Source organism: Streptosporangium album, from assembly GCF_014203795.1.
Taxonomy (GTDB): Bacteria; Actinomycetota; Actinomycetes; order Streptosporangiales; family Streptosporangiaceae; genus Streptosporangium; species Streptosporangium album.
The window spans coordinates 170,791-194,601 of record NZ_JACHJU010000001.1; the positions used below are offsets into that span (position 1 = coordinate 170,791).

At 70.4% G+C, this 23,811-nt stretch carries 14 protein-coding genes; 4 read left to right on the plus strand and 10 right to left on the minus strand.

Translation table 11 applies throughout. The features are described from left to right. Positions 1-79 precede the first annotated feature (79 nt). The 3 genes from FHR32_RS00750 to FHR32_RS00760 all read right to left on the minus strand — a co-directional run bounded on the left by FHR32_RS00750 (position 80) and on the right by FHR32_RS00760 (position 4,626). On the minus strand, positions 80-1,933 hold the full coding sequence (locus FHR32_RS00750; RefSeq protein WP_312881799.1) for a hydantoinase B/oxoprolinase family protein: 1,854 nt from the start codon (positions 1,931-1,933) through the stop codon (positions 80-82). Positions 1,934-1,973: 40 nt separating this feature from the next. Continuing rightward, positions 1,974-4,001, minus strand: a complete 2,028-nt coding sequence (locus tag FHR32_RS00755; protein ID WP_184752022.1) for a hydantoinase/oxoprolinase family protein — start codon at positions 3,999-4,001, stop codon at positions 1,974-1,976. A 178-nt stretch (positions 4,002-4,179) separates the two neighbouring features. Beyond that, positions 4,180-4,626: a hypothetical protein gene (locus FHR32_RS00760; RefSeq protein ID WP_184752024.1), complete on the minus strand. Its 447-nt coding sequence runs from the start codon at positions 4,624-4,626 to the stop codon at positions 4,180-4,182. Between the two features lie 146 nt (positions 4,627-4,772). On the opposite strand from FHR32_RS00760, the gene FHR32_RS00765 reads away from it, so the two are divergent. Together FHR32_RS00765 and FHR32_RS00770 are read left to right on the plus strand one after the other, a co-directional pair. Beyond that, on the plus strand, positions 4,773-5,405 hold the full coding sequence (locus FHR32_RS00765; protein ID WP_312881800.1) for a thymidine kinase: 633 nt from the start codon (positions 4,773-4,775) through the stop codon (positions 5,403-5,405). A gap of 308 nt (positions 5,406-5,713) precedes the next feature. Continuing rightward, a complete protein-coding gene (locus FHR32_RS00770) occupies positions 5,714-7,741 on the plus strand; it encodes a glycoside hydrolase family 71 protein (RefSeq protein ID WP_184752026.1) in 2,028 nt (675 codons plus the stop codon). Between the two features lie 85 nt (positions 7,742-7,826). On the opposite strand, the gene FHR32_RS00775 is transcribed toward FHR32_RS00770, so the two are convergent. Continuing rightward, entirely contained in the window at positions 7,827-8,963 is a 1,137-nt protein-coding gene (locus FHR32_RS00775) for a DsbA family protein (protein ID WP_312881802.1), read from the minus strand. Positions 8,964-9,050: 87 nt separating this feature from the next. Here FHR32_RS00775 and FHR32_RS00780 point away from each other — a divergent pair, with 87 nt between their 5' ends. Beyond that, complete coding sequence (locus FHR32_RS00780; protein ID WP_184752030.1) at positions 9,051-10,355, plus strand: ISAs1 family transposase; 1,305 nt, start codon at positions 9,051-9,053, stop codon at positions 10,353-10,355. A gap of 954 nt (positions 10,356-11,309) precedes the next feature. Here the strand turns inward: FHR32_RS00780 and FHR32_RS00785 are convergent. Both FHR32_RS00785 and FHR32_RS00790 read right to left on the minus strand, forming a co-directional pair. After that, on the minus strand, positions 11,310-14,855 hold the full coding sequence (locus tag FHR32_RS00785; RefSeq protein WP_184752032.1) for an NIDO-like domain-containing protein: 3,546 nt from the start codon (positions 14,853-14,855) through the stop codon (positions 11,310-11,312). Positions 14,856-14,868: 13 nt separating this feature from the next. After that, positions 14,869-17,523 carry a M4 family metallopeptidase gene (locus FHR32_RS00790; RefSeq protein WP_184752034.1) on the minus strand — a complete coding sequence of 885 codons (2,655 nt, stop codon included), beginning with the start codon at positions 17,521-17,523 and terminating at the stop codon, positions 14,869-14,871. 258 nt (positions 17,524-17,781) lie between these two features. Here FHR32_RS00790 and FHR32_RS00795 point away from each other — a divergent pair, with 258 nt between their 5' ends. Next, complete coding sequence (locus tag FHR32_RS00795; protein WP_184752036.1) at positions 17,782-20,610, plus strand: alpha/beta fold hydrolase; 2,829 nt, start codon at positions 17,782-17,784, stop codon at positions 20,608-20,610. Between the two features lie 2 nt (positions 20,611-20,612). Here FHR32_RS00795 and FHR32_RS00800 read toward each other — a convergent pair whose 3' ends face one another. The 4 genes from FHR32_RS00800 to FHR32_RS00815 form a co-directional block, all read right to left on the minus strand. After that, positions 20,613-21,611 carry a polyprenyl synthetase family protein gene (locus FHR32_RS00800; protein WP_184752038.1) on the minus strand — a complete coding sequence of 333 codons (999 nt, stop codon included), beginning with the start codon at positions 21,609-21,611 and terminating at the stop codon, positions 20,613-20,615. Between the two features lie 160 nt (positions 21,612-21,771). Beyond that, the gene (locus tag FHR32_RS00805; protein ID WP_184752040.1) at positions 21,772-22,671 is read right to left on the minus strand and encodes a hypothetical protein; all 900 of its coding nucleotides are present in this window, start codon (positions 22,669-22,671) and stop codon (positions 21,772-21,774) included. A 71-nt stretch (positions 22,672-22,742) separates the two neighbouring features. Beyond that, on the minus strand, positions 22,743-22,961 hold the full coding sequence (locus FHR32_RS00810; RefSeq protein ID WP_184752042.1) for a hypothetical protein: 219 nt from the start codon (positions 22,959-22,961) through the stop codon (positions 22,743-22,745). Between the two features lie 141 nt (positions 22,962-23,102). After that, positions 23,103-23,771, minus strand: coding sequence for an SRPBCC family protein (locus tag FHR32_RS00815; protein WP_184752044.1), 669 nt, complete (start codon positions 23,769-23,771; stop codon positions 23,103-23,105). Positions 23,772-23,811 lie beyond the last annotated feature (40 nt).

Consider the following 23,811-nt stretch of genomic DNA (forward strand, 5'->3'; position numbering starts at 1 on the left):
GAACCCTCCCGGCGCTCCGCAGGCAAGGCCTACCGCCCCGACGTGGTGTCGCGCCGCTCCAGCCACGGAGATCGGTTCGTCACATGAAGTCCACCTCCGCGTGCGGCAGGCCGTCCGACAACGACGGGAAGCCGGGGCCCCGGTCGAAGAACGGCGCGTCGGCGGGCAGGAGTGCCTGAAGCTCGGCGCGGCGCAGGGCGGTGGCCTCGTCGTCGACGCGCGGGTCGTCGCCGGAGCCGCGCAGGACGACCCCGTAGTCGTCGCGGGCACCCTCGGCCGAGACCTTGCCGTCGCGGACGTCGGCGGCCACCAGCTCGGGATCGCGCTCCAGCGCCGGACCCCAGCCGCCGCCCCCGGTGGTGCGCACCCGGACGACCTCACCGGCGCGGACCGGCGAGTCGTCCACCAGACCCTCCATCTTCCGCCCCTCGATCTCCACGACGAACGGCCGACCGGCCCGGCCGCCGTTCACGCCCCAGCACGACAGGATCGAGCGGTCGGCGATGGACATGAACGAGGCGTCGCGCAGCATCCGCAGGTGCTTGTCGTAGCCGAGGCCGCCCCGGTAGAGGCCGGGGCCGCCGGAGTCGCGGGCCAGGGCGAGCCGTTCGACCCGGAACGGCCAGCGGGACTCGGCGAACTCGACCGGGATGTTGCGGGAGTCGGGGACGACGTGGATGGTGTCCTCGCCGTCGGCGTACCACCGGCCGCCGGAGCCGCCGCCCAGGACCTCCCTCATCAGGTACGGCGTGCCGTCCGCGGCGGCGCCGTGGACGCCGGTGTAGCGGATGGTCTCCTGGTCGGCGGGCATCCGGCCGCCGGTGGCCTTGGCCAGCACCCCGGCCAGCACGCCGAGCAGCCGCAGGATCACGAACGTCCGCGCGTTCGTGGGGGCCGGGAAGATCGGGGTGAGCAGCGTCCCCTTCTCCGGGAACCTCATCTCGATGAGCGGGACGACCCCCTCGTTGACGTCCAGCTCGGCCATCCGCTCGGGCGTCTCGGCCAGGTTGCGCAGGATCGGCGCGAGCCACTTCTTCAGGAACACCCCGTCGGCGTAGTCTCCCGCGTGGTTGATCGGCCCCTTGGCCTGAGGTGACGTGCCGGTGAAGTCGATGACCAGCGGCGCGGGCGCGCTGTGGTCGACGGTGAGGGTGATCCGCTGGGCGTGCAGCCGGGGCTCGTCCACGCCGTCGTGCTCGGCGTAGTCCTCCCACACGTGGGTGCCCTCGGGGATCCGGGCCAGCAGTTCGCGGCGGAACGTCTCCGTGGTCTTGGAGATGATCGCGTCGAAGCACGCCTCGACCGCCTCACGCCCATAGCGGCCGAACAGCTCCCCCAGCCGCCGCGCGCCCATCAGGCAGGCCGAGCACTCGGCGTCCAGGTCTCCGGCGAGCGAGTCGGGCATCCGCGAGTTGCGCGTCATGATCGTGAGGGCCGCCCGGTTGGGCACGCCCCGGTCCCACAGCTTGATCGGCGGGACCATGAGCCCCTCCTCGAACACGCTGCGCGCGTGCGAGGGCATCGATCCGGGGACCGCCCCGCCGATGTCGTCGTGATGGCCGAACGCCTGCACGAAGGCGACCACGGCGCCGTCGTGGAAGACCGGGACCGTCACGCACAGGTCGGGCAGGTGCCCGATGCCGCCCTCGGACAGGTAGACGTCGTTGTGGAAGAACACGTCGCCGGGGTTCATCTCGGCTGCGGGGAAGTCCCTGACGACGGGCTGGACCAGCGCCGAGTAGGACCTGCCGGTCAGCTTGCGCAGCCGTACGTCGTGGATGCCCGCCCGGAAGTCGTGCGCGTCGCGGATCATCGGGGAGCGGGCCGTGCGCGCGATGGCGGTCTCGACCTCCTTCTCCACCGACGCGAGCGTGCCCTCCACGATCTCCACCAGCACCGGGTCGGCTCCGTTCATCGGCCACTCCGCGCTCACCGGTCGCTCATCCCTCCTCGATCGCCGCTCATCCGGTCGTTCAGCGCTCACGGCGGACCTCCAGGTTTCCGAACTCGTCCACGGTGGCGGTGAAGCCGGGATGCACCGGCAGGGTGGAGCCGTACTCCTCGATGACCGCGGGGCCGGTGACCGTCGATCCGGCGGTCAGGTCGGCGCGCCGGTGGATCGGCGCCGGGCCCCACCCGTCGTAGAAGACCTCGCGGACCGTCACCGGCCGGGGGTCGGCCGTGCCGTACGGCCTGCGCCCGATGGCGGGGCGGGTGATGGGGCCGATGCCGGAGACGCGGAGGTTGACCCACTCGACGCCGTGCCGTGGGTCGTCGCGGTAGCCGTAACCGTAGAGCCTGCGGTGCGCCTCGTGGAAGCGATCCAGCACCTCGGCGCGCCACGCCTCGTCCAGCGGCCCGGCCGGAGCCGGCACCCGCACCTCGTAGGCCTGGCCGTAGTAGCGCAGGTCGGCGCTGCGCGCGTAGACGTGCCGGTCGGCGGCGAACCCCTCGCGGTCGAGTGCCTCGGCGGCCTGCCCCTCCAGGTCGCCGAAGATCTCGGCGGCCGAGTCGAGGGAGAGGTCGCGCGTCACGAAGGTGCGCACGTAGTCGTTCTTGACGTCCACGGTGAGCAGGCCGAATGCCGACACGTTGCCGGGGTCGGGCGGGACGATCACCGACGGCAGGCCGAGGATGTCGATCAGCCGGCAGACCAGCAGCGGGCCCGAGCCGCCGAAGGCGACCATCGGGAAGTCACGCACGTCCAGGCCGCGCTTGACGGTGAGCCGGCGGATCGCGTTGGACTGGTTGAACGCACTGATCTCCAGGATGCCGGCCGCGGTCCGCTCGGGGCTCAGCCCGAGCTTGCCCGCCAGCGCCTCGACCCCCTGCCGGGCGGCCTCCGCCTCCAGCGGGATCTCCCCGCCGAGCAGGTGCGCCGGCACCCGCCCGAGGAAGACGTGCGCGTCGGTGACGGTGACCTCGGTGCCGCCCCGGCCGTAGCAGAGAGGGCCCGGATCGGCCCCGGCCGACTTCGGGCCGACCTTCAGCGTGCCCTCCGGCGAGATCCACGCGACGGACCCGCCACCCGCCCCCACGGTCACGATGTCGATCATCGGGATCTTGCACGGGTAGCGGCCGACGCTCCCCTCGGTGGTCAGCGACGGCTCCCCGTCGACCACCACCGCGACGTCGGTGGAGGTGCCCCCGCCGTCCAGGGTGATCACCGACCGGTGTCCGGCGGTGGACGCGACCAGCGCGGCGCCGAGCGCGCCCGCAGCGGGACCGGAGAGCACGGTGGTGATCGGCTGGTTGACCACCTCGGCGGCCGACAGCACGCCGCCGTTGCTCTTCATCACCGAGAACGGCATGCCGAGGCGGCCCGCGAGGCCGGCGATGTAGCGGCGCATGGTCGGCTTGACCGCGGCGTCCACCAGGGTGGTCACCGACCGCTCGTACTCGCGGTACTCGCGCAGCACGTCACTGGAGATCGAGACGACCGCGCCGGGGTGCTCCCGTTCGATGACCTCGCGCATGCGCAGTTCGTGTGCGGGGTTGGCGTAGGAGTGCAGGAAGCACACACCGATCGCGGTGATCTCCCGTTCCCGGAACCACCCGGCCGCCGCCACCGCCGCCGCCTCGTCGAAGGGCCGGACCTCGGCGCCGGTGTGGTCGAGGCGCCCGCCGACGGTCCTGACCCGATGCACCGGGACGATCCGGGGCGGTTTAACCCAGAAGTAGGAGTTGCCGTACCCGTCGGGGACGCTCTGCCTGGCGATCTCCAGGATGAACTCGAAGCCCTCGGTGGTGACGAAGCCGAGGTCGGCGATGCGATCCTCAAGGAGCTGGTTGGTGGCGACGGTGGTGCCGTGCACGACCGCCGACACGGTCTGCAGTCCCGCTTTCGTAAGAACCTTCCGCACCCCCTCCAGGAACCCGTCGGCGGGATCGGCGGGTGTGGAGGGGGTTTTGGTGGTGGTGATCTCACCGGTCTGCTCGTCCACCGCGACCACGTCGGTGAACGTGCCCCCGGTGTCGACCCCTATACGGACGCTGCGCATGTCCCCGTGTCTACCCAGTTCTACGGAACCGGCAAATCGGCGGACCCTGCCGAAGCTGGGCCGCGTCCTTGGGCACTGTTGGCGGCGGGAGCCCATGACGGGGTCGATCACCTTGGGCACGGTCAGCGGCGCGGGCCCGCGGTCGGGCCGATCACCGCGGGCCGATCACCGCGGGCCGTCAGCGGCGGCGCGGGCCCATCGTCGAGCCGATCACCGCGTCGGCGTCGTGCGCGTGCACCTTCGCCGCGAGCCGGATGGCCATCTCGTTGGTACGGCGCAGCTCGGCCTCGACCCGGTCCTTGCCCGACTGGCCGACCTGGACGCCGAAGTAGGCGCCGATGATGGCACCCGAGACACCGACCAGACCGGCGAAGGGGGCCGCGGACTCGCCGTTGCGGAACGCGATCACCACGAAGGCGATGAGAAGGACGATCAGGCCCGTGACGACGACGTAGAACCCGTAGCGCCAGCGGGCCGCCTCGGCCTGCGCGGCGACGGTCTCGTCCTCGCTCATCATCGCCGCGAGCGCGATGGGCATCTCGGTGGTCTCGGCCGACGACATGGCCGGAGACGTGGGTGCGGGGATCTTGTTGAGGGGCGGACCGGAGTTTTTGGTGGTCGTCACAGGGTCTCCCACTTTCGATAGGCCAAAATGAATCTCCCATGCTTCGAGCAATAGCGCCAAGTCAGGCTATGTCACGTTGGTTCACCACTCTTACCAGCGCACCGCCTGCCCAAACACTCCCATCAGACCCACTAAGCTGACCCCCCGTGACCGAATCGTCTGCCCTCTCAGCCGTTCCCGTCGGATCCCGTGACGGGGTGCTGCGCTTCTACTTCGGCCCGATGGACTGCGGCAAGTCCACGCTGGCCCTGCAGATGAACTACAACCACGGCCGCCAGGGCAGGCGCGGACTGGTGCTCACCAAACACGACCGCTCGGGCGGCCCGCAGGTGACCAGCCGGATAGGTCTGGGCAGCGAGGCCATCGAGGTCGTCGACGACCTCGACCTGGTGGCCCTGGTCCGCGGTCACCAGCGCGTCGACTACGTGATCTGCGACGAGGCGTGCTTCTACACCGTCGACCAGATCGAACAGCTCGCCGACCTCACCGACGACTTCGGCATCGACGTCTACGCCTTCGGCCTCGCGTCGGACTTCCGGTCACAGATGTTCCCCGCCGCCCAACGCCTGTTCGAGCTGGCCGACGAGATCAACCGCCTGCAGGTGGAGATCCTGTGCTGGTGCGGCCGCCCCGGCCGCCTGAACGCCCGCGTGGTCGGCGGCAAGCTGGTGCGCAGCGGCGAGCAGGTGGTCATAGGGGACACCGGCGCCGATCCGATCCGCTACCAGGTGCTGTGCCGCCGCCACTACCGCGCGGGCGACCTCGGCGTCTCCGGCTGACCCCTCCCCTCTTCTCCTCTCGTAGCCGGGCCCCGCGTCAAGGGAGGCACCCCGATACGCGGGGCCGGGCCCACGGCGTCAGCGGGCTGTGCGACGTCCGTACCGGCCTCGGCGGGCCGGTGGTGGACCGGGGCCTCCACACCCCTGACCGTTCCTCCCCATACGACTGTTTGAAGTGGTCAGGCGTTCAATCGTTCCAACCCGAAATCCGATAAATGCGGCGTTTCTACTTCGAATATTCGCCCCATAAGCCTCATCCGTCACAGCTATGTTGATCAAGTTTCACCGACAGCCCCGATGGAGCTCCCTTGATCCTCAGTCGACGGACGACGATCCCTGTGATCGTCACCGCTCTCACCCTCATCGCCTCGGGAGGTGCCGCCACCGCGGCGGCGCAACCCGCCGCGACGGCGTCACCAAGCGCGACAGCGTCACCGAGCGCGACGGCGCCGACGGACATCACCGTGCCCGCATCCAGCAACATCTTCGTCAGCCAGGCGGAACCCACGAAGTCCTTCGCCGACGCCACCTGGATGTCCGTCTGTTCCAGTACGTGCAACGGCAAGACCAACGGCGAGCGCCGCGCGCTCACCGGCTTCACCCTCTCGGGCATCCCCAAGGACGTCGAAGACGTGAAGCTGACCCTTGAGGTGATGCCCACCAGGACCACCGACACCGTGATCACGGTGCACAAGGTGACCGACACCTGGTCCAAGGACACCACCACCTGGAACAGCAAGCCCGCGCTCGGTGAGACCGTCACCACCCACACCGGCTTCACCGCGAACAAGGCGGCGCAGTTCGACGTCTCCTCGGCCTTCACCGGCAACGGGAGTTACTCCTTCGCCCTCACCTCCGGGGATGGTCCCGTCAGCGTCCTCTACTCCTCGCGGGAGACGGGCGACAGGGGGCCGCGTCTGAAGATCAGCTATACCCCGGCCTCCACCACCACCCCGCCGCCGGCGAGCGGGAACTGCCTGCCGTTCGACAAGCCCTCACCGGCCGCGCTGCGCTCCTTCGACAAGAAGGTCTTCGCCTTCTACTTCCCGCCCTATCCCCTGTCGATCGACAACAAGGACCCCGCCAAGGACCAGTACGCCTCCTGGCTCGACCCGCTGGGCTCCAACGGGATGTACGCCGCCCAGGGCGGGCACTCACGTGACCGGCCGCTGCCGCGCCCGGTACGCTCGGACAAGAACTGGCGCCAGCTCGACTTCGAGGTGGAGGTACGGCAGGCGATCGCGATGGGCCTCGACGGGTTCATCTACGAGCATCACACCTCGGCCACCGACCAGCGGTTCAACCAGTTCCCCTTGATGCTCGCGGCGGCCAAGGCAGTCGACCCCGGCTTCCGGATCATGCTCAGCCCCGACTTCCCCACGGCCAAGGACGCCTCCCCCGACAAGGTCATCTCGGACGTCCTGATGGCCAAGGGACACCCGTCGCTCTACACGCTCGACGACGGCACCATTCCGCTGGCGCCGTTCTATCCGGAGCGGCAGTCGCCGTCGTGGTGGGACAACGTGCGCGGGAAGCTGGCCGCCAAGGGCATGAAGACGTCGCTCATGCCGATCTTCCTCGATTGGAACAGCAGCGGGAAGACGGAGTGGAACGACCACGTCACCGGCTACTCCTCGTGGGGCAACAGGTGGGTGAGCTCGGCCGACACCCTGCGTAAGGCGAGCGTCGAGGCGCACAAGCGAGGGCGCCTCTACATGGCGCCGATCGCGTTCGAGGACGTGCGCCCCAGGGACAAGCGCTTCTGGGAGCCGTCCAACAGCCAGAACCTGCAGCAGTCGTTCCTGAAGGCCGCGGAAGGCGACGCGGACATCATCTCGCTCATCACCTGGAACGACTACGCCGAGTCGTGGCTGGCGCCCTCGGTCGAGCGGGGTTACGCCCCTGCCGACCTGATCGCCTACTACACGACACTGTTCAAGACCGGGAAGACCCCGGTGGTGGCCCGCGACGCGCTCTACTACTTCCACCGCAGCCACCGCACCGACGCGCCGTTCGACGCCACCAAGCAGACCATCGGCGCGATCAAGATCCCCTACGGCGACACCGCGAAGAACACCGTGGAGCTCGTCGCCTTCCTCAAGACACCGGGCAAGCTGGTGATCAGGCAGGGCGACCAGGTCAGCACGTCGGACGCGCAGGCGGGGCTGGTCTCGTTCAAGGCGGAGATGGTGCCGGGTACGACACCCGTCTTCGAGCTCCAGCGTGGCGGGAAGACCGTCCAGACCCTGACAAGCAAGACCCCGATCCGTAAGAGCGTCGTCTACCAGGACCTGATCAACCACGCAGGAGGCGGCCTGACCTGCAAACGCCCGTGATCACTGGGGTGGCGTCCCCTCACCGGTGGGGGGGACGCCACCTCAGGTGTGTCCGTAGGGACCGGCGCGGATACCGCAGGCGTCCTCAGGTCGCGCAGTAACCGTCGTTCTCGCAGGCGTCTCCGTCGACCTTGGCGGCCGTCGGTGTCTGGCCGGTCCGCTCGGCGACCTCTTCGAGGGCGGCGAGCAGGGTGTCCTCGGGCTGAGCGCCGGAGACGGCGAACTGGCCCTCGAACAGGAACAGCGGCACCGAGCTGGCCCCCAGCGCGCGGGCGCGTGACAGCTCCTCCTTCACCGCCGCCGCGCCGTCCTCGCCGTCGAGGTCGGCCCGGACGCCGATCTCGTCGGCCAGCCCGGCGAGCACCTCACGCGAGCCGACGTCGAGGCCGTCGGTGAAGTGGGCGCGGAAGAGGGCGTAGAGCGCCGCCTCCCCCTTGCCCTGCTCCCCGGCGAGCTGGATGAGGCGGTGCGCGTCGAAGGTGTTGGCCTGGATCGAGTGGTCGAAGTCCAGCGCCAGCCCGTCTTCCTCAGCGACGTGGGTGACGCGCCCGAACATCTGCGCGGCCCGCTCGGCCCCGCCGAACTTGGCCGCCGCCCATTTCAGGGTGAGCTCGCCGTTGGAGCCGTCCCCGGCCGAGTGGATGGTCCACCTGCGTTTCTGCTTCAGGTGCTTGGCGACCACCTGCTCGCAGGTCAGGCGGGTGCCGCCGCCGAGGGTGAGGATGAAGGAGGAGCGGACCCGCAGCACGTACGCCTGCCGGTGCTCCTCCAGGAAGGTGCGCAGTTGGGGGCAGGCGCCGTACACCTCGTCCCCGGCGACGAAGTCGACGCGCATGCCGTCGGCATAGGCGCCGGTGAGCAGGTCGATGGCCAACTCGCCCTTGGTGGCGAAGGCCGGCTCCAGCGGCAGTCCGATGATGATCGCGATGACCGGGTCGTCGATCTGCTCGGCGGGGATCCACTGCCGTGAGCCGAACAGCGCGTGCCCGGCCCCGCTGCGGATGTAGGCCAGGTGGACGGTGTTGATGCCGTTGTCGATGCCACCCGCGCAACCCATGTGCCGGCGCTTAACGCCCGCTGTGGCCTGCACGGCCCCGGCATGTTGAGGATTTGATCGGGTTTGATTCTTTGCGTGTGACCGGTGCCGACCTTCGCGGCCGGTAATCTCTGCCCCAATCCGGGCATGAGAGGGGGCACGACTCCCCAAGATCGGGGTTCTCACACCAACCGATCTCCAGGGGGAATCGTGCCCGCTGCCGCCCTATCATCGCCGACCAGCCCCGCCCGAGGTGCCGGCTTGGGTCATGACGTGCCATCCGGTCGTGGTGGTGAGGGCGGGCTGAGGGCGCGATTCCGGGTTATCTGTGACAAACGGGCCGTCTACAACACGCTGCATTCCCTGGAGTCGATTTTGGCGGTGGCCGCGTTCGGTACGGCGACGGTGGGAGGGGACACGGTGACCGCGATCAGCCACTGGGCCGATGATGCCCCGCAGGAGATCTTGGCCGGGCTGGGGTGCAGGCGCGATCCGTTCACCGGTCGGCACTATCCGCCCAGCGAACGCACCCTGCGCCGGGTCCTGGCCCAGACCGACGGGGACGAGCTGGACCGGCAGACCTGCTCCTACCTGGCCGGCGGCCACGACGTCCGCGATCTGTCGGCACCGGGCCACGGGGAACGGGCCGGAGAGCGGGACGGGGGCGATGGCCGGGAAATTCCCGCCGAGCTCCGCGTCGGTCAGGGCTGTGAGCGTGAGGGGCGCCGGGCCGCTCAGCGGACGCGGGAGCGTCCTCGGCCTGCGGGGATGCTGGAGGCAGGCGCGGCTGACGGCAAGACCGTGCGCGGCGCGGGCCATGGGCAGGCGAGCGCACCGCAACTGCTGTCGTTGCTGCATCACCGCCGTGGCGTGGTGCTGGGTCAGCGGCAGATCGCCGACAAAACCAACGAGGTGCCCGAGCTCGCGCCCCTGCTGGCCGACGCCTTGTGCGGCAGCGACGTGGCCGTTATCACCGCGGATGCGTTGCACACCGCCCGCGAAAGCGCCCGGCAGATCAGCGAGGACTTCGGCTGCTACTACGTGCTTGTCCTCAAGGAGAACCAGCCCAGTCTCCTGGCCGCGGCCCAGGCCCGGCTCGCCCCTGGAACGGATGCAGACCACGAGCGGGCCGGCACCGGGCACACCGAGGCCGACCGAGGCCACGGCCGCATCGAAAGCCGCACCATCCGCACCGCGCTCGCCATCGGTCTGGACTTCCCGCACGCCGCACAGCTCTTCCGGATCGTGCGACACGTCGCCGACCTGGACGGCCACGGCACCAGCAAAGAGGTGGCCTACGGGATCACCAACGCGCCCCCGGACGTGGCCGGTCCCGCGCATCTGAGCACCTACGTTCGCCAGCACTGGAGCGTGGAAAATTCCGAGCACTACGTCCGAGATCGCACCTTCCACGAGGACGACTGCCAGGCCAGAACCGGACAGCTGCCTCACGTCCTGGCCACCCTACGCAACCTGGTCATCAGTACGTTTCGTCAACGCGGTCATGTCAACATCGCGCACGCCCGCAGGCATTACACCCACGTCCCACAACGACTCCTCACGCTGTTCACCCTGTGAACGCGGTATCAATCGGACCAGCCACACTCAAATCCTCAACATGCCGGGGCCGTGCCCGAGAATGTCGATGAGCGCCTCCCATATGTGACCGGCCGAGGCTAAACGATCCCCCTTCTTGACCTCGTAGTTCGACTGCCACGGCGAGACGCTTCCGCACGGAGCCGTCGCCGCTGCCTGCGCCAGGGGCACGGCCTGGCTTTTTTTCTTCGGCGACGGCGGGGGCGTCGTCTCACGAGGGGCCGGCTCCTTCACGAACCGTCCTTCAAATAGTAAGGCGTTCTTCGGCGGTTCGGCCCTCGGTGAAAGGTTTTTCACCTGCGCCGTTGTCGATGTACGGCCCGCATCCACGAGCGAGGGGAAGCCGGCTGCCGTCCCGGTCGACTGGACTGGGACCGGCCCGCCCCGAAGGGCGACGACCGCAGGCACCGCCGGACCGGAGTCAGCGACCACAGGTCCTGCGGTCAACGCCAAAAGGCCAGGAAGTAATGCCAGCAGGGCCGGCACTCTCATATTGGCCAACAAGCGCGATAAACGAATCAATGACAAACTGCGGCGCATATGCCGTCACACTCCGAACCACAACGAGGGGGCTCGCAAGGAACCCGAACGTCGCTCTCAACCGCTACGGAGGCTCGTGCGGTTCGGAGCATTCTTATGTCGTGATCAAGATATGCATTGACTGTCACATTCAACAAGAGTCGCAATAATCACAAAATGAAAACGAGCCCTATCCGGCAAGCGACGTTCCGTAATCACCTCTTCAATTCGGAGAGGAAAGGCCGAGCCGTGACCTGCCGGATCAGACTTCAGGGTGAGGGAACGGAACCCGGGACGAGGAGAAATGTGCCGGCCTCCGCGCACAGCGACCGCGCCGCCCGGCCGCTCCCCCATCGAAGGTGCGTTCGCCGGCGCCGCCGCAGAGCTCTGCGGCGGCGCCGGCGAACGGCGCCGCCCCTACGGGGTCTGCGGCGAGGGGCGGAGTTCGAAGGCCACCGCCGGGTCGAGCGCTCCCCAGACCAGGAACATGTCGGGGCCGTAGGCGTTGGACACGCCCACCGTGGCGCCGCCGTCGCGGACCCGCTCGTCGTCGGGCAGGTCGCCGTACTGCAGGAGGATCCGCCCGTCCGGGTACAGCACCGCCTCGAACGAGATGCGCAGTTCGGTCCCTCTGAGCCCGACGTTGCGCCATTCGACCACGAACCGCTGGTCGGCCCCCTGACCCGTTGTCGCCGTGAGCACCGCGGCGCTGTCGTCGACCACCAGGTCCGCCCAGAACGGGCTCGCCCACGACCATTCGGGGTTCAGCGGGTCGTAGAAGAGCAGGGTGCCCGTGGGCGTCACGCCCACGGCGTTGAAGGTGCCGCGGGACAGGGGGAAGGCGAACGGCAGCGGAATCATCGCGCTCTGCATCTCGCCGACGTCGGCCGGGTCGGTGGCCGGGACGTACGCCTTCGGCTTGCGGGAACAGGCGAACCCGGAGGGGTCGATCGGCATGCCCGCCGTCAGGTCGAGCACGGTGTCCTCCGCGACCGCTATCTTGCGCTGGGCCTGCACCTCGCACGCGCGGGTCAGCACCTGGACGAACTGCGGGCCGCCGTGCACCCCGGTCAGGGTGTACGCGCCCTTGTCGTCCGTGGTCGTGGACGGTGTCCTGGAGTCCTGGAGCGCCACCATCGCCCCGGCGAGGGGCTTGCCGGAGCTGTCGCGCACGGTTCCGGTGATCGTGTTGTCGCCCGGGTAGACGGTCAGGCCGGCCGTGACGACCTGGCCCTCCTCGGTGATCGTGGCGGAGGCCCTGGCGTACTCCCACTCCACGTCGGTGATCACGACGCTGTACGCGCCCTGCGGCGCGAAGAACCGGTAGACGCCCGAGGCGTCGGTGACCGCGGTCAGGATCACGGTGGCGTCGCTCGGACGGTACAGGCTGACTTCGAGGCCGGAGACGGGCTTGCCGTCGGCGGTGCCGACCACGCCCTGCACGACGCCCGAGCCGTAGAACCTGATACCCATCCCCGGCCGCAGCGACGGCTGGTTCACCGAGTAGTCGAACGCCTCCAGGCCCGTGCCGTTCTCCAGGCCGACGGTGGCCGAGCCGCCTCGTGGCGCGTTGCCGACCGGAAGGGTCTTGTACTGGAAGAAGATCTGCCCGTTCTCGTGCAGTTCGAGGGAGAAGGTCAGCCGGGCGGTCGGCTGGGCGACCAGGCTGACGTTGCGCCACTCGATCAGGAAACGGCGGTGGGGCGCCGTGCCGAGCGACGCCGACAGCACGCTCGCCGAGGAGTCCACCATGAGGTCGTCCCAGAAGGCGTAGACGGACGCGTTGGGCAGCCCGCCGCTGGGGATCGCACCGTTCTGCGACTGGTTGTTGAGCCGCTGGAAGTTGAGGAAGCCGTTGGTGGAGATGTACGCCTTGGTGTACGGCTTGCCGTACAGGGGGAAGGTGAACGGCAGCGTGACGGCGGTCGCCGCGTCGTCGCCGGTCAGCGGCAGCACGGTGGTGCCCGCGGTCCAGGTGGGCTTGGGCAGCACGTCGCACTTGTTGCCGAAGCCGTCCTTGCGCAGCGGTGTGTTGATGGTGACGTACTCGTCGCCGTCGACGACGACGGTCGTCGTGGTGGAGGCGCCGCAGCGGGCGCCCTTCACGCTCACGCGCCAGGTGCCCACGGGCACCGCGGCCATGCCGAAGGAGCCGTCCGCGGACGTGGTCACCGTCGGGTACGGCGTCCCCTCGATGGTGACCGCGACACCCGGCAGCGGTTCGCCTCCGGTCTGCAGCACCTCGCCCAGGACGTCGTACTTGGGCAGGCTGGCCAGGTGCCATTGGAGGGTGGAGGTGGCGCCCGAGGTGACGGTGGCCTTCAGGGTGGCGGGTGCGAAGCCGAACGCGGCGGCCGTGACCTCGTACTCGCCGGGGGCCGCCGCGACGCTGAAGACGCCCTGGGCGTCGCCGGTGACCGTACGCCGCGCGCCCGAGGCCGACACGGTGACGGCGGGGTTGGGCAGCGGGGTGCCGTCGAGGTCGGTGACGGTACCGGTGAGCGTGCCGGTCGCGCCGCGCGGGGCGAGCAGCACGGCGGCGAAGGCGTCGAGCCGTCCCTGGCCCCACACCCGGTTGTTCTCCTTGGTGCCGCCGCAGCTGTAGTCCTCGGTGTCGACCGCGGTCTCGTCCAGCAGGCGCCTGGTGGTCGCGATGTCGCCGCGCAGGCTGGGAGCGGCCGACCAGAGCAGCGCGATCGCCCCCGCCACGTGCGGGGTCGCCATCGAGGTGCCGCTGAGGACGTCGTACTTGCCGCCCGGCACCGAGGAGCGGACCGAACTGCCGGGCGCGGTGATGTTGGGCTTGATCCCGGTCGCGTCCTCGGCGCCCCGGCTGGAGAAGGAGGCGATCTGCCCGTCCTCCCCGAACGCGCCGACGGCGTAGGAGCCGTCGTAGTCGCCGGGGGAGTGCGCGGTCCCGCAGGCCGGCCCCTCGTTGCCCGCGGCGAACACCGGGAAGATGCCCGCCTGCGTCCAGGAGCTGACGATCTGCTGGTAGAACGGGTCGGCGGCGGCGCCGCCCCAGGAGTTGCTGACGATGTTCGGCGCCAGGTCCGGCCGGGGGTTCTGGCCCTTGAGGTCGGTGGGGGCGAGTATCCACTGCCCGGCCGCCAGCAGGTCGGCGTCACTGCACGAGCTGGTCGCGCAACCCTTGGCGGTGATCCAGGTGGCGCCTGGCGCGACGCCCGTGTGGTTGGCGCCGCCGTCGTCGCCGACGATCGTGCCCATGGTGTGCGTGCCGTGCCCGTTGTTGTCGCACGGGGTGACGGACGGCACGCCGCAGACGAGGGTCGGGTCGAACCAGTTGTAGTCGTGGACGTAGGCGCCGCCCGCCCGGTAGCCCCGGTAGTGGGTGGCCAGCGCCGGATGGTCGTACTGCACCCCCGAGTCGATGGTGGCCACCACGACGCCCTCGCCCCTGACACGCAGTTCGTTCCACACGCGCGGGGCGCCGACGCGGTCCACGCCCCATTCCACGCCCGCCGCCTGGGCCAGGGCCCGCGGCTGGACCTCCGGCTTCGGCAGCTTGACGGAGCCGGCCATCCTGACCCCGGCCACGTCGGACCGCGCGCCGAGCCGGTCGACCAGTTCGGCGTCCGCGCCCCGCACCAGGATCGTGTTGACGAGCCAGTAAGGCGTGAAGTCGACGTGGGCCTTCCTCAGCAGCGCGCGCAGACCGCGCTGGCTCCGGTCCGCGGTCGCGGTGAGCGCGCGGAAGCCGTACGCGGTCTTGTCCGCGTGTTTCTTCAGTGAACGGGTGGCCGACAGGTCGGCCTTCTCCTTCAGGGTCACGAAGACGTCGGCGCCGCCCCGGGTGGAGAGCGTCTCGGCCAACCGCGGTTCGAGCCGGGAGGCGGGTGTGGGAGGCGCGGCCGAGGCCTGGGCCCCGTTCGCGGACAGGGCCGTGAGCAGGGTCAGGACCACGGGCAGGGCGAGCCGGGGCACGAGGGAGGCCAGGCGCATGGCGGGGAGTTCCTTAGTTGAAGATCGAGTCGAGGTGGGCGAGTACCTGGTTGGCGGTCATGCCGACCAGTGCCTGGCCGTCCACCGCGGAGCGGTCGTCGCGCAGGATCGCGCCCATGGTGCCGCCGCCCGGGGTGTCGGCGTCGGCCTGGATGTAGGCGTCGACCAGGCCGTTGATCTCGTCGATGAGGTTCTGGGTGATGATGACGCGATCGCCCGCGGGGGTGCCGACCGTGTGGAAGGCGGGCTCCATCGACTGCATGAGATGAGCGGTCTTGCCGCGCAGTCCGTCGTCGGCGACGAGCAGGTCCATGGCGCGGCTGTTGGTGCGGGCGTAGAGCTGGGCGTAGTGCATGGCGGCGCCCGACTCGGCGTTCTCGAAGAGCTCGCGGGTGCGCAGCAGGGCCGCCACGGTGGCGTCGGTGCTGGAGCCGTCCGGGTCCATGGCCTCCAGCCCCACGCCGGTCAGCGACTCGTCGGCGAAGCACATGCACCGCTGGCGGGGCGACTCGTAGGTGCCGTCGATGCCGACCGCGCCGAACGCCCGCCACACCTCCTGGCCCTCGGGCGAGGTCTTGCCGTACAGGTCGTAGGCGGCCTGGATGGCGCCGACGCGGGTGTCGGTGAATCGGGAGGAGGGGCCGAGGTAGACGGTCAGGTCGCGATAGGCGATCTCGGCGGTCTTCCGCATGCCGATCCTGGTGGCGAGGATGTACCAGGCGTGGCTCGGGATGAGGCTGTTGGCGTGCACCCAGCCGCTGTCGATGCAGCCGAGCCGGTATTCGCTGTAGTGCGCGGGATGCGGGCCCCACGGATCCGAGACCGCGTGCGGGTTCGCGAGGTCGCGGATGATGCCCAGTGGAGTGCCCACCCCCGCCTTCCAGGCGGTGCTGCCGGTGACGCGCTGCTCGACCATCGCGGCGAACACGTCGGAGAAGCTCTCGTGCAACGCGCCGCCCTGGAACAGCGGGAAGAGGCTGGCCGAGCGGTAGGTGACGCCGTGCTGCCACTCGTGGGCCACGACGGTCAGCGTGCCCATGCCCTCGCCGAAAGCCGTCTGCTCCTCGTTGGGCATGAAGAAGGCGTTCCGCTCGGGCGGGCCGTTGACCTTGGAGGAGTAGCGCGCGCCGGCGTTCATGGCCGCGCCCTGTCCGTCGAAGCTGTCGAGGCCGAAGGTCGACAGCATGTAGTCGTAGAACATGCCGCTGTGGTCGTAGATGTCGTTCACGTCGGCGACCGAGGCGGGACCTTGGCCCTCGTTCCTGGCCGGGTCGTCGTCGGTCTCCGGGTTGTTCTTGAGGTCCCAGACGTGCCGTTCCCTGATCTCCAGGCGGGTCGGCTCGAACTTGACGATCCGGCCCGTGCTGAGCGCGTCGACGAAGTAGGCGGTGGAGCGGCCGTCGGCGGTCGCGAGCCAGACCCGCCAGGTGAGGGTCGCGGGCACGGACTTGCCGGGGTGGGGATCGTCGGGCAGCACGTAGAGCGCGGGAGGCTCGACCAGTTCGGCGCCGGGAAGGACGCGCGCCGCTGCGGCGGTGGCCGCCTCCGGTGCCAGCGTCGGCACCGTCGCGGGAACGGCGAGGTCGGGGATGAGGCCGTTGGTGAGCGCCTGCACGGTCCTGCCCTTGACGTCGCGGTGCACGCCGACGCGGGCACCGTAGACGGGGACGCCGCCGATCTCCTGCTGGAACCAGTCGTGGCGTCCGCCGAGCCGGTCCTTGAGCCGCGCGGGCAGGGCGCGCAGCTGGGCGACCGGGTCCTTGACCGCGAACAGGCCCGCGTTGGCGCGCAGCCACGACTTCACGTCCTTGCCGACGGGGCTGTCCACCGACACCTGTGTCGGCACGCCGAGCCACGGGTCTCTGGCCAGGTTGACCGACATGTCGCCGGTCGGCTTGAGCCGGTCGGTCCGCGCGCCCACGGCGGCGAGCGCGGCGCTCACGCCGGGGCGGTAGTAGTCGGCGGGCGGCTCCTCGGGCGCCCCGGCCGCGGCCATCGTCATCGGCTCGGCGGGCTTGCCGGAGCCGGAGCCGGGTCTCGGCGCCGCGACGGCCGAACCCGGCACGGTGAGCTGCGCGATCAGGAGCAGTACGGCGAACCCGGCCAGCGCCTTGACCTGCCGCGGCAGCCGTACGGCCCGCGCCACCTGGCCGAGCAGGCCCGCGCCCGCGCACCACGCCAGGCCGAGGCCGAACGCGACCGCGGGAGGGGTGCTGACCGTGGCGAGGGTGCCGGGCGCGAGTGCGGCGGTCACGGTCGCGGCGAGGGTGACGATCGCCGCGTAGACGGCGGCGGCGGCCAGCAGCCGGGTCCCGCGCCGGTAGGTCCCCGGTGAGCGTGCGCCGGCGGTGAGCCAGCCGGCCGCCAGGCCGCCGAGCAGCGGGCCGAGCACGAGCAGCGCCAGCGGGGAGCCCTGCAGCAGGAACTGGACGGGCCAGATCCTGCCGCCGGAGTGCAGCGCGGGCGCCCACCAGTCGACGGGCCCGCCGGTCGCGGCGGCGGCCGTGGTCGTCACGCCGTTCGCGCTGCCGGACAGGAAGCCGCCGACCAGCCCCTCTGTGCCGCCGGTGAGCAGGGCGAGCACCGCCCAGGTCACCGCGGCGCAGACCGCAGCGGCGACGGAGCCCGCCCTCAGTGCGACCAATGATCCATGCAATGCCTTGCCCATGGGGGCCTCCACGCGTCAGCCGGGCATCGTCGAAGAAACGTCGAAGGAGAGCGGGGAGATCCGGCCGGGACCCTTGATCACCTGGAGTGTGCGGCCCTGATTAGTGCCTTGTCAATCATGAAATTTCGGTCTTGACCGCCTATCGGTAAGGGGTTACGTTTTAGGCCAATTTGATCTTCGGTCCGGCGGAGTGAGCCGCCCCGAGCCTCACTGACCAGCCCGTTCGAGGATTCATCCCGCGTGTCCGGGAGGCCTTAGGTGCTTCGCAGGTTTTACCTGATCATGCTCGCCGCCGCCGTTCTCTCCGTCAGCCTCACGCTCCCCGCGCTGGCCGACCCCGACCCCGGCCCCCAGCCGACGTCCCGTGACCGACACACGGTCTCCGTCGGGGTGCCGGGCCAGAAGAAGACCACGCGCGAGCGCGCGGCCAGGTCGGCCCAGGCCGCCAAGGACCGCTCCGCCGCTCCCCGGGCGGCGTTCGCCGGAGCCGTGGACCCGGTGGGCACCACGGCGGCCGACGCCGTGGAGTTGGCCGTCGCGATGGAGTCCGACGGATCCGTCACCGGAGCCAGGTATCTCACGACCCCGCCCGCACCCGGCACCAACGGCGTGGCCACCGGCCTCGCGGGCGTGTCGGGCGCCTCGGCCCTGCTCACCACCGGCGACGCCATGCTCGCCCCCGAGCCGAACGACTTCCAGTCCTCGGGCCGCAACTCGGGAGGCGGCAAGGTCCGCGGCGACAGCGCGTACGACGTCACCGTCCTGGAGGTCGACGTCAACGCGCCCGCGTGGGCGACCTGCCTGACGTTCGAGGTGAAGTACTTCAGCGAGGAGTTCCCCGAGTTCGTCCGCAGCGCCTACAACGACGGCTTCGTGGCGGAACTCGACAGGACGACCTGGACGACGGCCGGTTCCACGATTCTGGCGCCCGACAACTTCGCCTACGACCCGTCGGGCAACGTCATCTCCACGAACACGACCGGCCAGCTCGCGATGAGCGCGTCGGCCGCCGTGGGCTCGACGTACGACGGGGCGACACCGCTGCTGCGGGCCGGCACCCCGGTCGAGCCCGGCGCGCACAAGGTGTTCCTCTCGATCTTCGACCAGCACGACGCGGTCTACGACTCCGCCGTGCTGCTGCGCCAGATGCACTTCACCCAGGACGAGGCCGGCAAGTGCGGCGCCGGCGCGAAGCCGGTGACCAAGCCGGTGATCTTCGTACCCGGCATCCTGGGCAGCAGGCTCGTGGACGAGTCGGGTGAGGAGTGGTGGCCCAAGACGGGGACGCTCCTGACCAGCCGCAAGGACGAACACCTCGACAACATCATGCTCAACGACGACGGCCAGACCGACGCCAAGAGCAACGGCGTCTACGCCTCCGAGGTCATCGACAAGATCGCGCTGCTGCCGATCTACTCCGGCGCCATCAAGCTCATCGAGGACGCCGGATACGTCCGCGGTGACATCGAGGCCCCGCACGCGGGTGAGAACTTCTTCCTCTCCCCCGTCGACTGGCGGAAGTCCGCCGCCCACAACGCGGCCGAGCTGCTGCGCAGGATCGACAGGGTCAGACAGGCGACGGGGGCCGACCGGGTGAACCTCATCGCCCACTCCCAGGGCGGGCTCGTCACCCAGGCGCTGGTCAGGGACCCGGACTCGGTCGGCAAGGTCAACCGCATCGCCAGCCTGGGCACGCCCTACCTCGGTGCGGCCAAGGCGATCGGCGTCATGCACTTCAAGAACCCGTGCGTGATCGACCTCCTCGGCAAGTGCCTGCTCAACCGCGACGAGGCCGCGAAGATCACCCGCAACTTCCCCGGCTTCCTCGAACTGCTGCCGTCCGACGCCTACCACGGCGTGGTCGGCTCGCCGGTCAACAAGATCCCCGGAGGGCCGCTCAGCCCCGGCGAGGTGCGCGACCTGATGCGGGACAAGAACCTGACCCTGATCGACAGGGCGCGGGCCTGGCACCAGGCGGTCGACAAGTGGGACCCCGTCGACCCGCACGTCGGCCTCACCCGGCTCGTGGGCGACGGCGTGACCACCCCGGTCAGCCTGGACTCCTTCAGCGAGATGGCGTGCGACGAGAAGCACGGCTGGTGGCGGAGCTGCAAGCCGCAGGACGCCTCCCGCGTCAACTGGAGCGACCACGGGGACGGCACGGTCCCGCTGGGGTCCGCCCAGCTCACCGCCGAACTGCGCGGCAACGCGGTCACCCTGGCCCCGTACGACAAGGTCAACCACACGGGCCTGCCGAACAAGTCGCAGGTCATGAGCGCCGCGATCTACTCCATCCAGGGTGAGGGGCCGACCCAGGGCACGCTCGGCCTGCTCGACCAGGAGGCGCCCGTGCCCATGGTCGACGCCAATGGCCTGACCGGTACCGAACTGGTGGTGAGAGGGCCGGTCAACGTGCTCCTCACGGACGCGTCCGGGCGGCGCACCGGGTTCACCGACCCCGCCACCGAGACCGAGGTCGAGGACATCCCGGGTAGCTCCTACGCCGCGGGAGCGGGGACGATCAAGCACATCTCGGCGCTCCTCACCGCGGGCAAGGCGTCGGCGGTGATCAACAGCACCGACTTCGGCTACGTCTACATTCAGGTGCGCAACTGGGTCAACGGTGCCGTGACCTCGACCTACGCCTACGAGCCGATCCTGATCGACCCCAACAACCGCATCGCCTTCGCATCACCCGGCATCACGGTGCCCGCGACCAAGGTCGGTGTGGTGCCATGCGACAGCTGCCCCACCCAGCAGCCGCTCTCGACCGTCACCGGTGCCGCCGCGGGCGACGAACTGCCGCCGAACGCGACGGCGACCGTCACCTACGACGAGTACCAGGGCCGCAAGCGCGTCCACATCACGGCGAGCGCCGGCGACACCGGAGGCGCGGGCGTCGAGCGCATCGAGTGGGCCATCCAGCCGAGCGACGACGCCGAGCGGCCGGCGTACGCGACCTACGGCCAGCCCTTCTACTACTTGAAGCCCGAGGGCTCCTCCTCCACGTGGACGCTGTACGTGCGCGCCATCGACAAGGCGGGCAACATCGAAAGTTCCTACACGCAGATCCCGCTCAACCTCTGAGGTCAGGCGGAACGACCGCCCACCAGGTCGCAGAGCGACTCCAGGACCCGCCGCGCCGGCGAGTCGGGGAGTCGCTCCGCGGCGGCCCTGGCCCGTGCCGTGTACTGCTCGGTCACCAGGCGGGCCGAGGCCATGCCCGGTGAGGCCCGCAGCAGGTCGAGCGCCTCAGCGTGCAGCGCGGGGTCCGTCACGGGCCCGGCGCCCAGGATCTCGCGCAGCCGTACGGCTCCCGCCTCCCGGAGGGCGTGCAGCATCGGCAGCGTGACCAGGCCGGCCCGCAGGTCGGTGCCCTGCGCCTTGCCGGAGTCGACCGGCGGCGACAGGATGTCGATGAGGTCGTCGGAGAGCTGGAAGGCGACACCGAGGGCTTCGCCGTACTCCGCCAGGGCCTCGACGACCCGGTCGTCGGCGCCCGCGCAGATGCCGCCGAGCCGTACCGCGAGCGCGATCAGCGCGGCCGACTTGTCGCGGACCACGTCGAGGTAATGCTCGACCTCGTCCTCACCGGTCCCCGGCCCCGCCACCTCCCTGACCTGTCCCCTGACCAGCCGTTCGAAGGCGTGTGCCTGCGCTCTCCTGGCGGGCTCGCCGAGGTTGAGGCTGATGGTGGCGCCACGTGCGAACAGGTGGTCGCCGACCAGGATCGCGATCGTGTTGCCCCAGCGGATCTGGGCGCTGGGCACGCTGTGCCGCAGCGGCGCCTCGTCCATGACGTCGTCGTGGTAAAGGGACGCGGCGTGGATGAGCTCGACGGTCACCGCCGCGTCCAGCACCGAAGCGGCCTCGGGGTCGCCGAACTGCGCGCCGAGCAGCACGAGCAGGGGGCGCCACCGCTTGCCTCCCGCGTCGAGGAGGTAGCCCGCCACCTCGACGATGAGCGGATCGGGAGAGTCGGTGGCGACCTCGCGCAGCCGGACCTCCACCTCCCCCATGCTCTTACGCAGGTGCGCGGCCAGCCCGTCGTCGGCCGGAAGGAGCTGCTCCAGAGCGGATCCCCGCATGTCCGTCTTCCCCCGAGTCACGAAATTTCAGGACCTTGGGGACTCTAGCGCTTCATGATCCGCCTTGTGGACAGGTGTCCTTCGCCGGGGCCGCGGAGCCCCGGCCCGGACCACCTCATGCGAGACAGAGCCGGGCCGGGGTCATCGGGCGCGCGGAGAATCAGGACTCGTCGGCCATCTCCTCCAGGCGGGCGGCGAGCCGGTCGGCTTCGTCGTCGGCCAGCGCGGCCGCGGCACGCCACCAGGCGAACCACTCACCGCTGCGCCACATCCAGTCGACGCGCTCGATCGCGGCGATGACGTCGCCCCTGACCCGCCAGGGCTCACCGCCCTGCCCGGCCGAGGCGCCGTGGCGCAGGGCCCAGACGCGCAGGATCTCCGCGGCGGCGGCGTCCACCGGCTGCGCGTAGGGGTCGGGGTCCTCCTCCAGCGGGTGCGGACCGAGACCGGCCGCCACACTCCAGCTCCACTGGGCCTCGGCCGGACGGGAGTAGCGCAGCGAGTCGAAGTCCAGGTTGGAGCCGAGGCTTCCGTCCGGCCGTCCGAGCACCACGGCGTCGAGCCGGCCACCCGCGTCGAAGGAGACCACGACCCGCTGTCCCGGGGCGGCGTCCCCGGGCAGTTCGATGCGGTCCTCGGCCTGCCAGGAGTTCAGGTCGGTCACCCCCGCCGGCCGGCCCCACACCTCGTCGGCGACGTCGTCGGCGATCCAGACGGCGAGCGTCTCCAGCACCGTCAGATCGGTCCACGGTTCGATCGCGGTCGCGGTGCCGAGCAGCTCGTCCGGCGCGGGCAGTTTGCCGCCGCGCGACCGCCGCCACCACCGCCCGCCCAGGTCGCGGGTGCCGACCAGCAGCCCGGCCAGCGCCGCGAGCTCGGTGGATCTGCGGGTCAGCGGAGCGCCTCGGGCCAGCTCGGCACAGCGGGCGACGCGGTCGGCACCGAGCGTGGCCCCCGCCTCTCGGAGCAGGACGCCGGAGTCGGGGCGCTCCTCGCCCAGCAGGTCACGGATCAGTCGTCTGGCCTCGGTTCGGGCGTCCTCCGCACGTGCCTCGCGCATACGGGCCACGTTACGCCCGGCGCTCCCCCCGCGCGAGGGCCGCCGTCGCCAGGGCGGCTGCCCGGCTCCCTTCACGCGTGAGGGCCGAGAGGCGGGACGGCGGTGCCGTCGTCGTCCGGCGAGCCGGACCGGTAGGCCGCCCGCCCCACCATGTAGGCGGCCACCGTCGCCGTGACCACCTGGTACAGCAGGACCAGCGCGCCCACGCCGGTGACCAGGAACGTCATGAGCAGGGCCAGCGCCGGGGCACACACCGCCGCGGCGGCGTGCAGGATCAGCAGCGGCTCCATGTTCCCCCGGGCCCGTCGTCGGCCGACTCACCCGAAAATGACATGAGACGCGCGTTTCATTACGGGGACGCGCCGACCGCTTGACGCGAAAAGCCCTCAGTCTTCACCAGTGCATGATCGGCTTTTCCTGCCGACGCGGTCTCAGCTCCTCCTGCCGGTACGGCCGAGCAGCCAGCCGATCACGGCGCTGCCGAGCGCGATGCCCGCGCCCATGCCGAACGCCGCGAGGACCGGCCACACGCGGGCGTCCGTCACGGGCCGGTCTGCCGGACGCTCGAAGACCTGCGGGGCCGTCTCCCGGACGGCGACGGTCCCGGCCGGAGCGGTCACGGCGGGAGACGTCACGGCCGGGGAAGGCGCGACGGGGGCCGTACCGGAGGAGAGATGGCTTTCGACGGCGGAGAAGAACTCCCCCGCGGTCCTCTTGGCGACCGAGCTGAGCATGCGCTGGCCGACGCCGCCGATCATGCCGCCGATCACGGCCTCGGCGTCGTAGTCGATCCGGGTGCCGCCCTCGATCTCGCTGAGGCGGACCTCCACGGTGGCGTCCACGGTGCCGGGCGCGCCCTGGCCCCGGGCCCTGAGCACGAAGCGCTGCGGGGCGTCGGGCTCGGACAGCGCGACCTCCCCCTGGTAGACGCCCTTGATCGAGGCCACTCCGGCGGTGACCGTCATCCGGTAGGTGTCGGGTCCCGTCTCCTCCAGGCGCTCGCAGCCCGGGATCGTGCGCACGAGCACGGCCGGGTTCTGGAGCGCGGACCACACACGGTCCCTGTCGATGCCGAGCACGGCACTGCCTGCGAGCTTCACACCATGAACCCTAGGCAATCCCGTCCCGTACGGATAACAG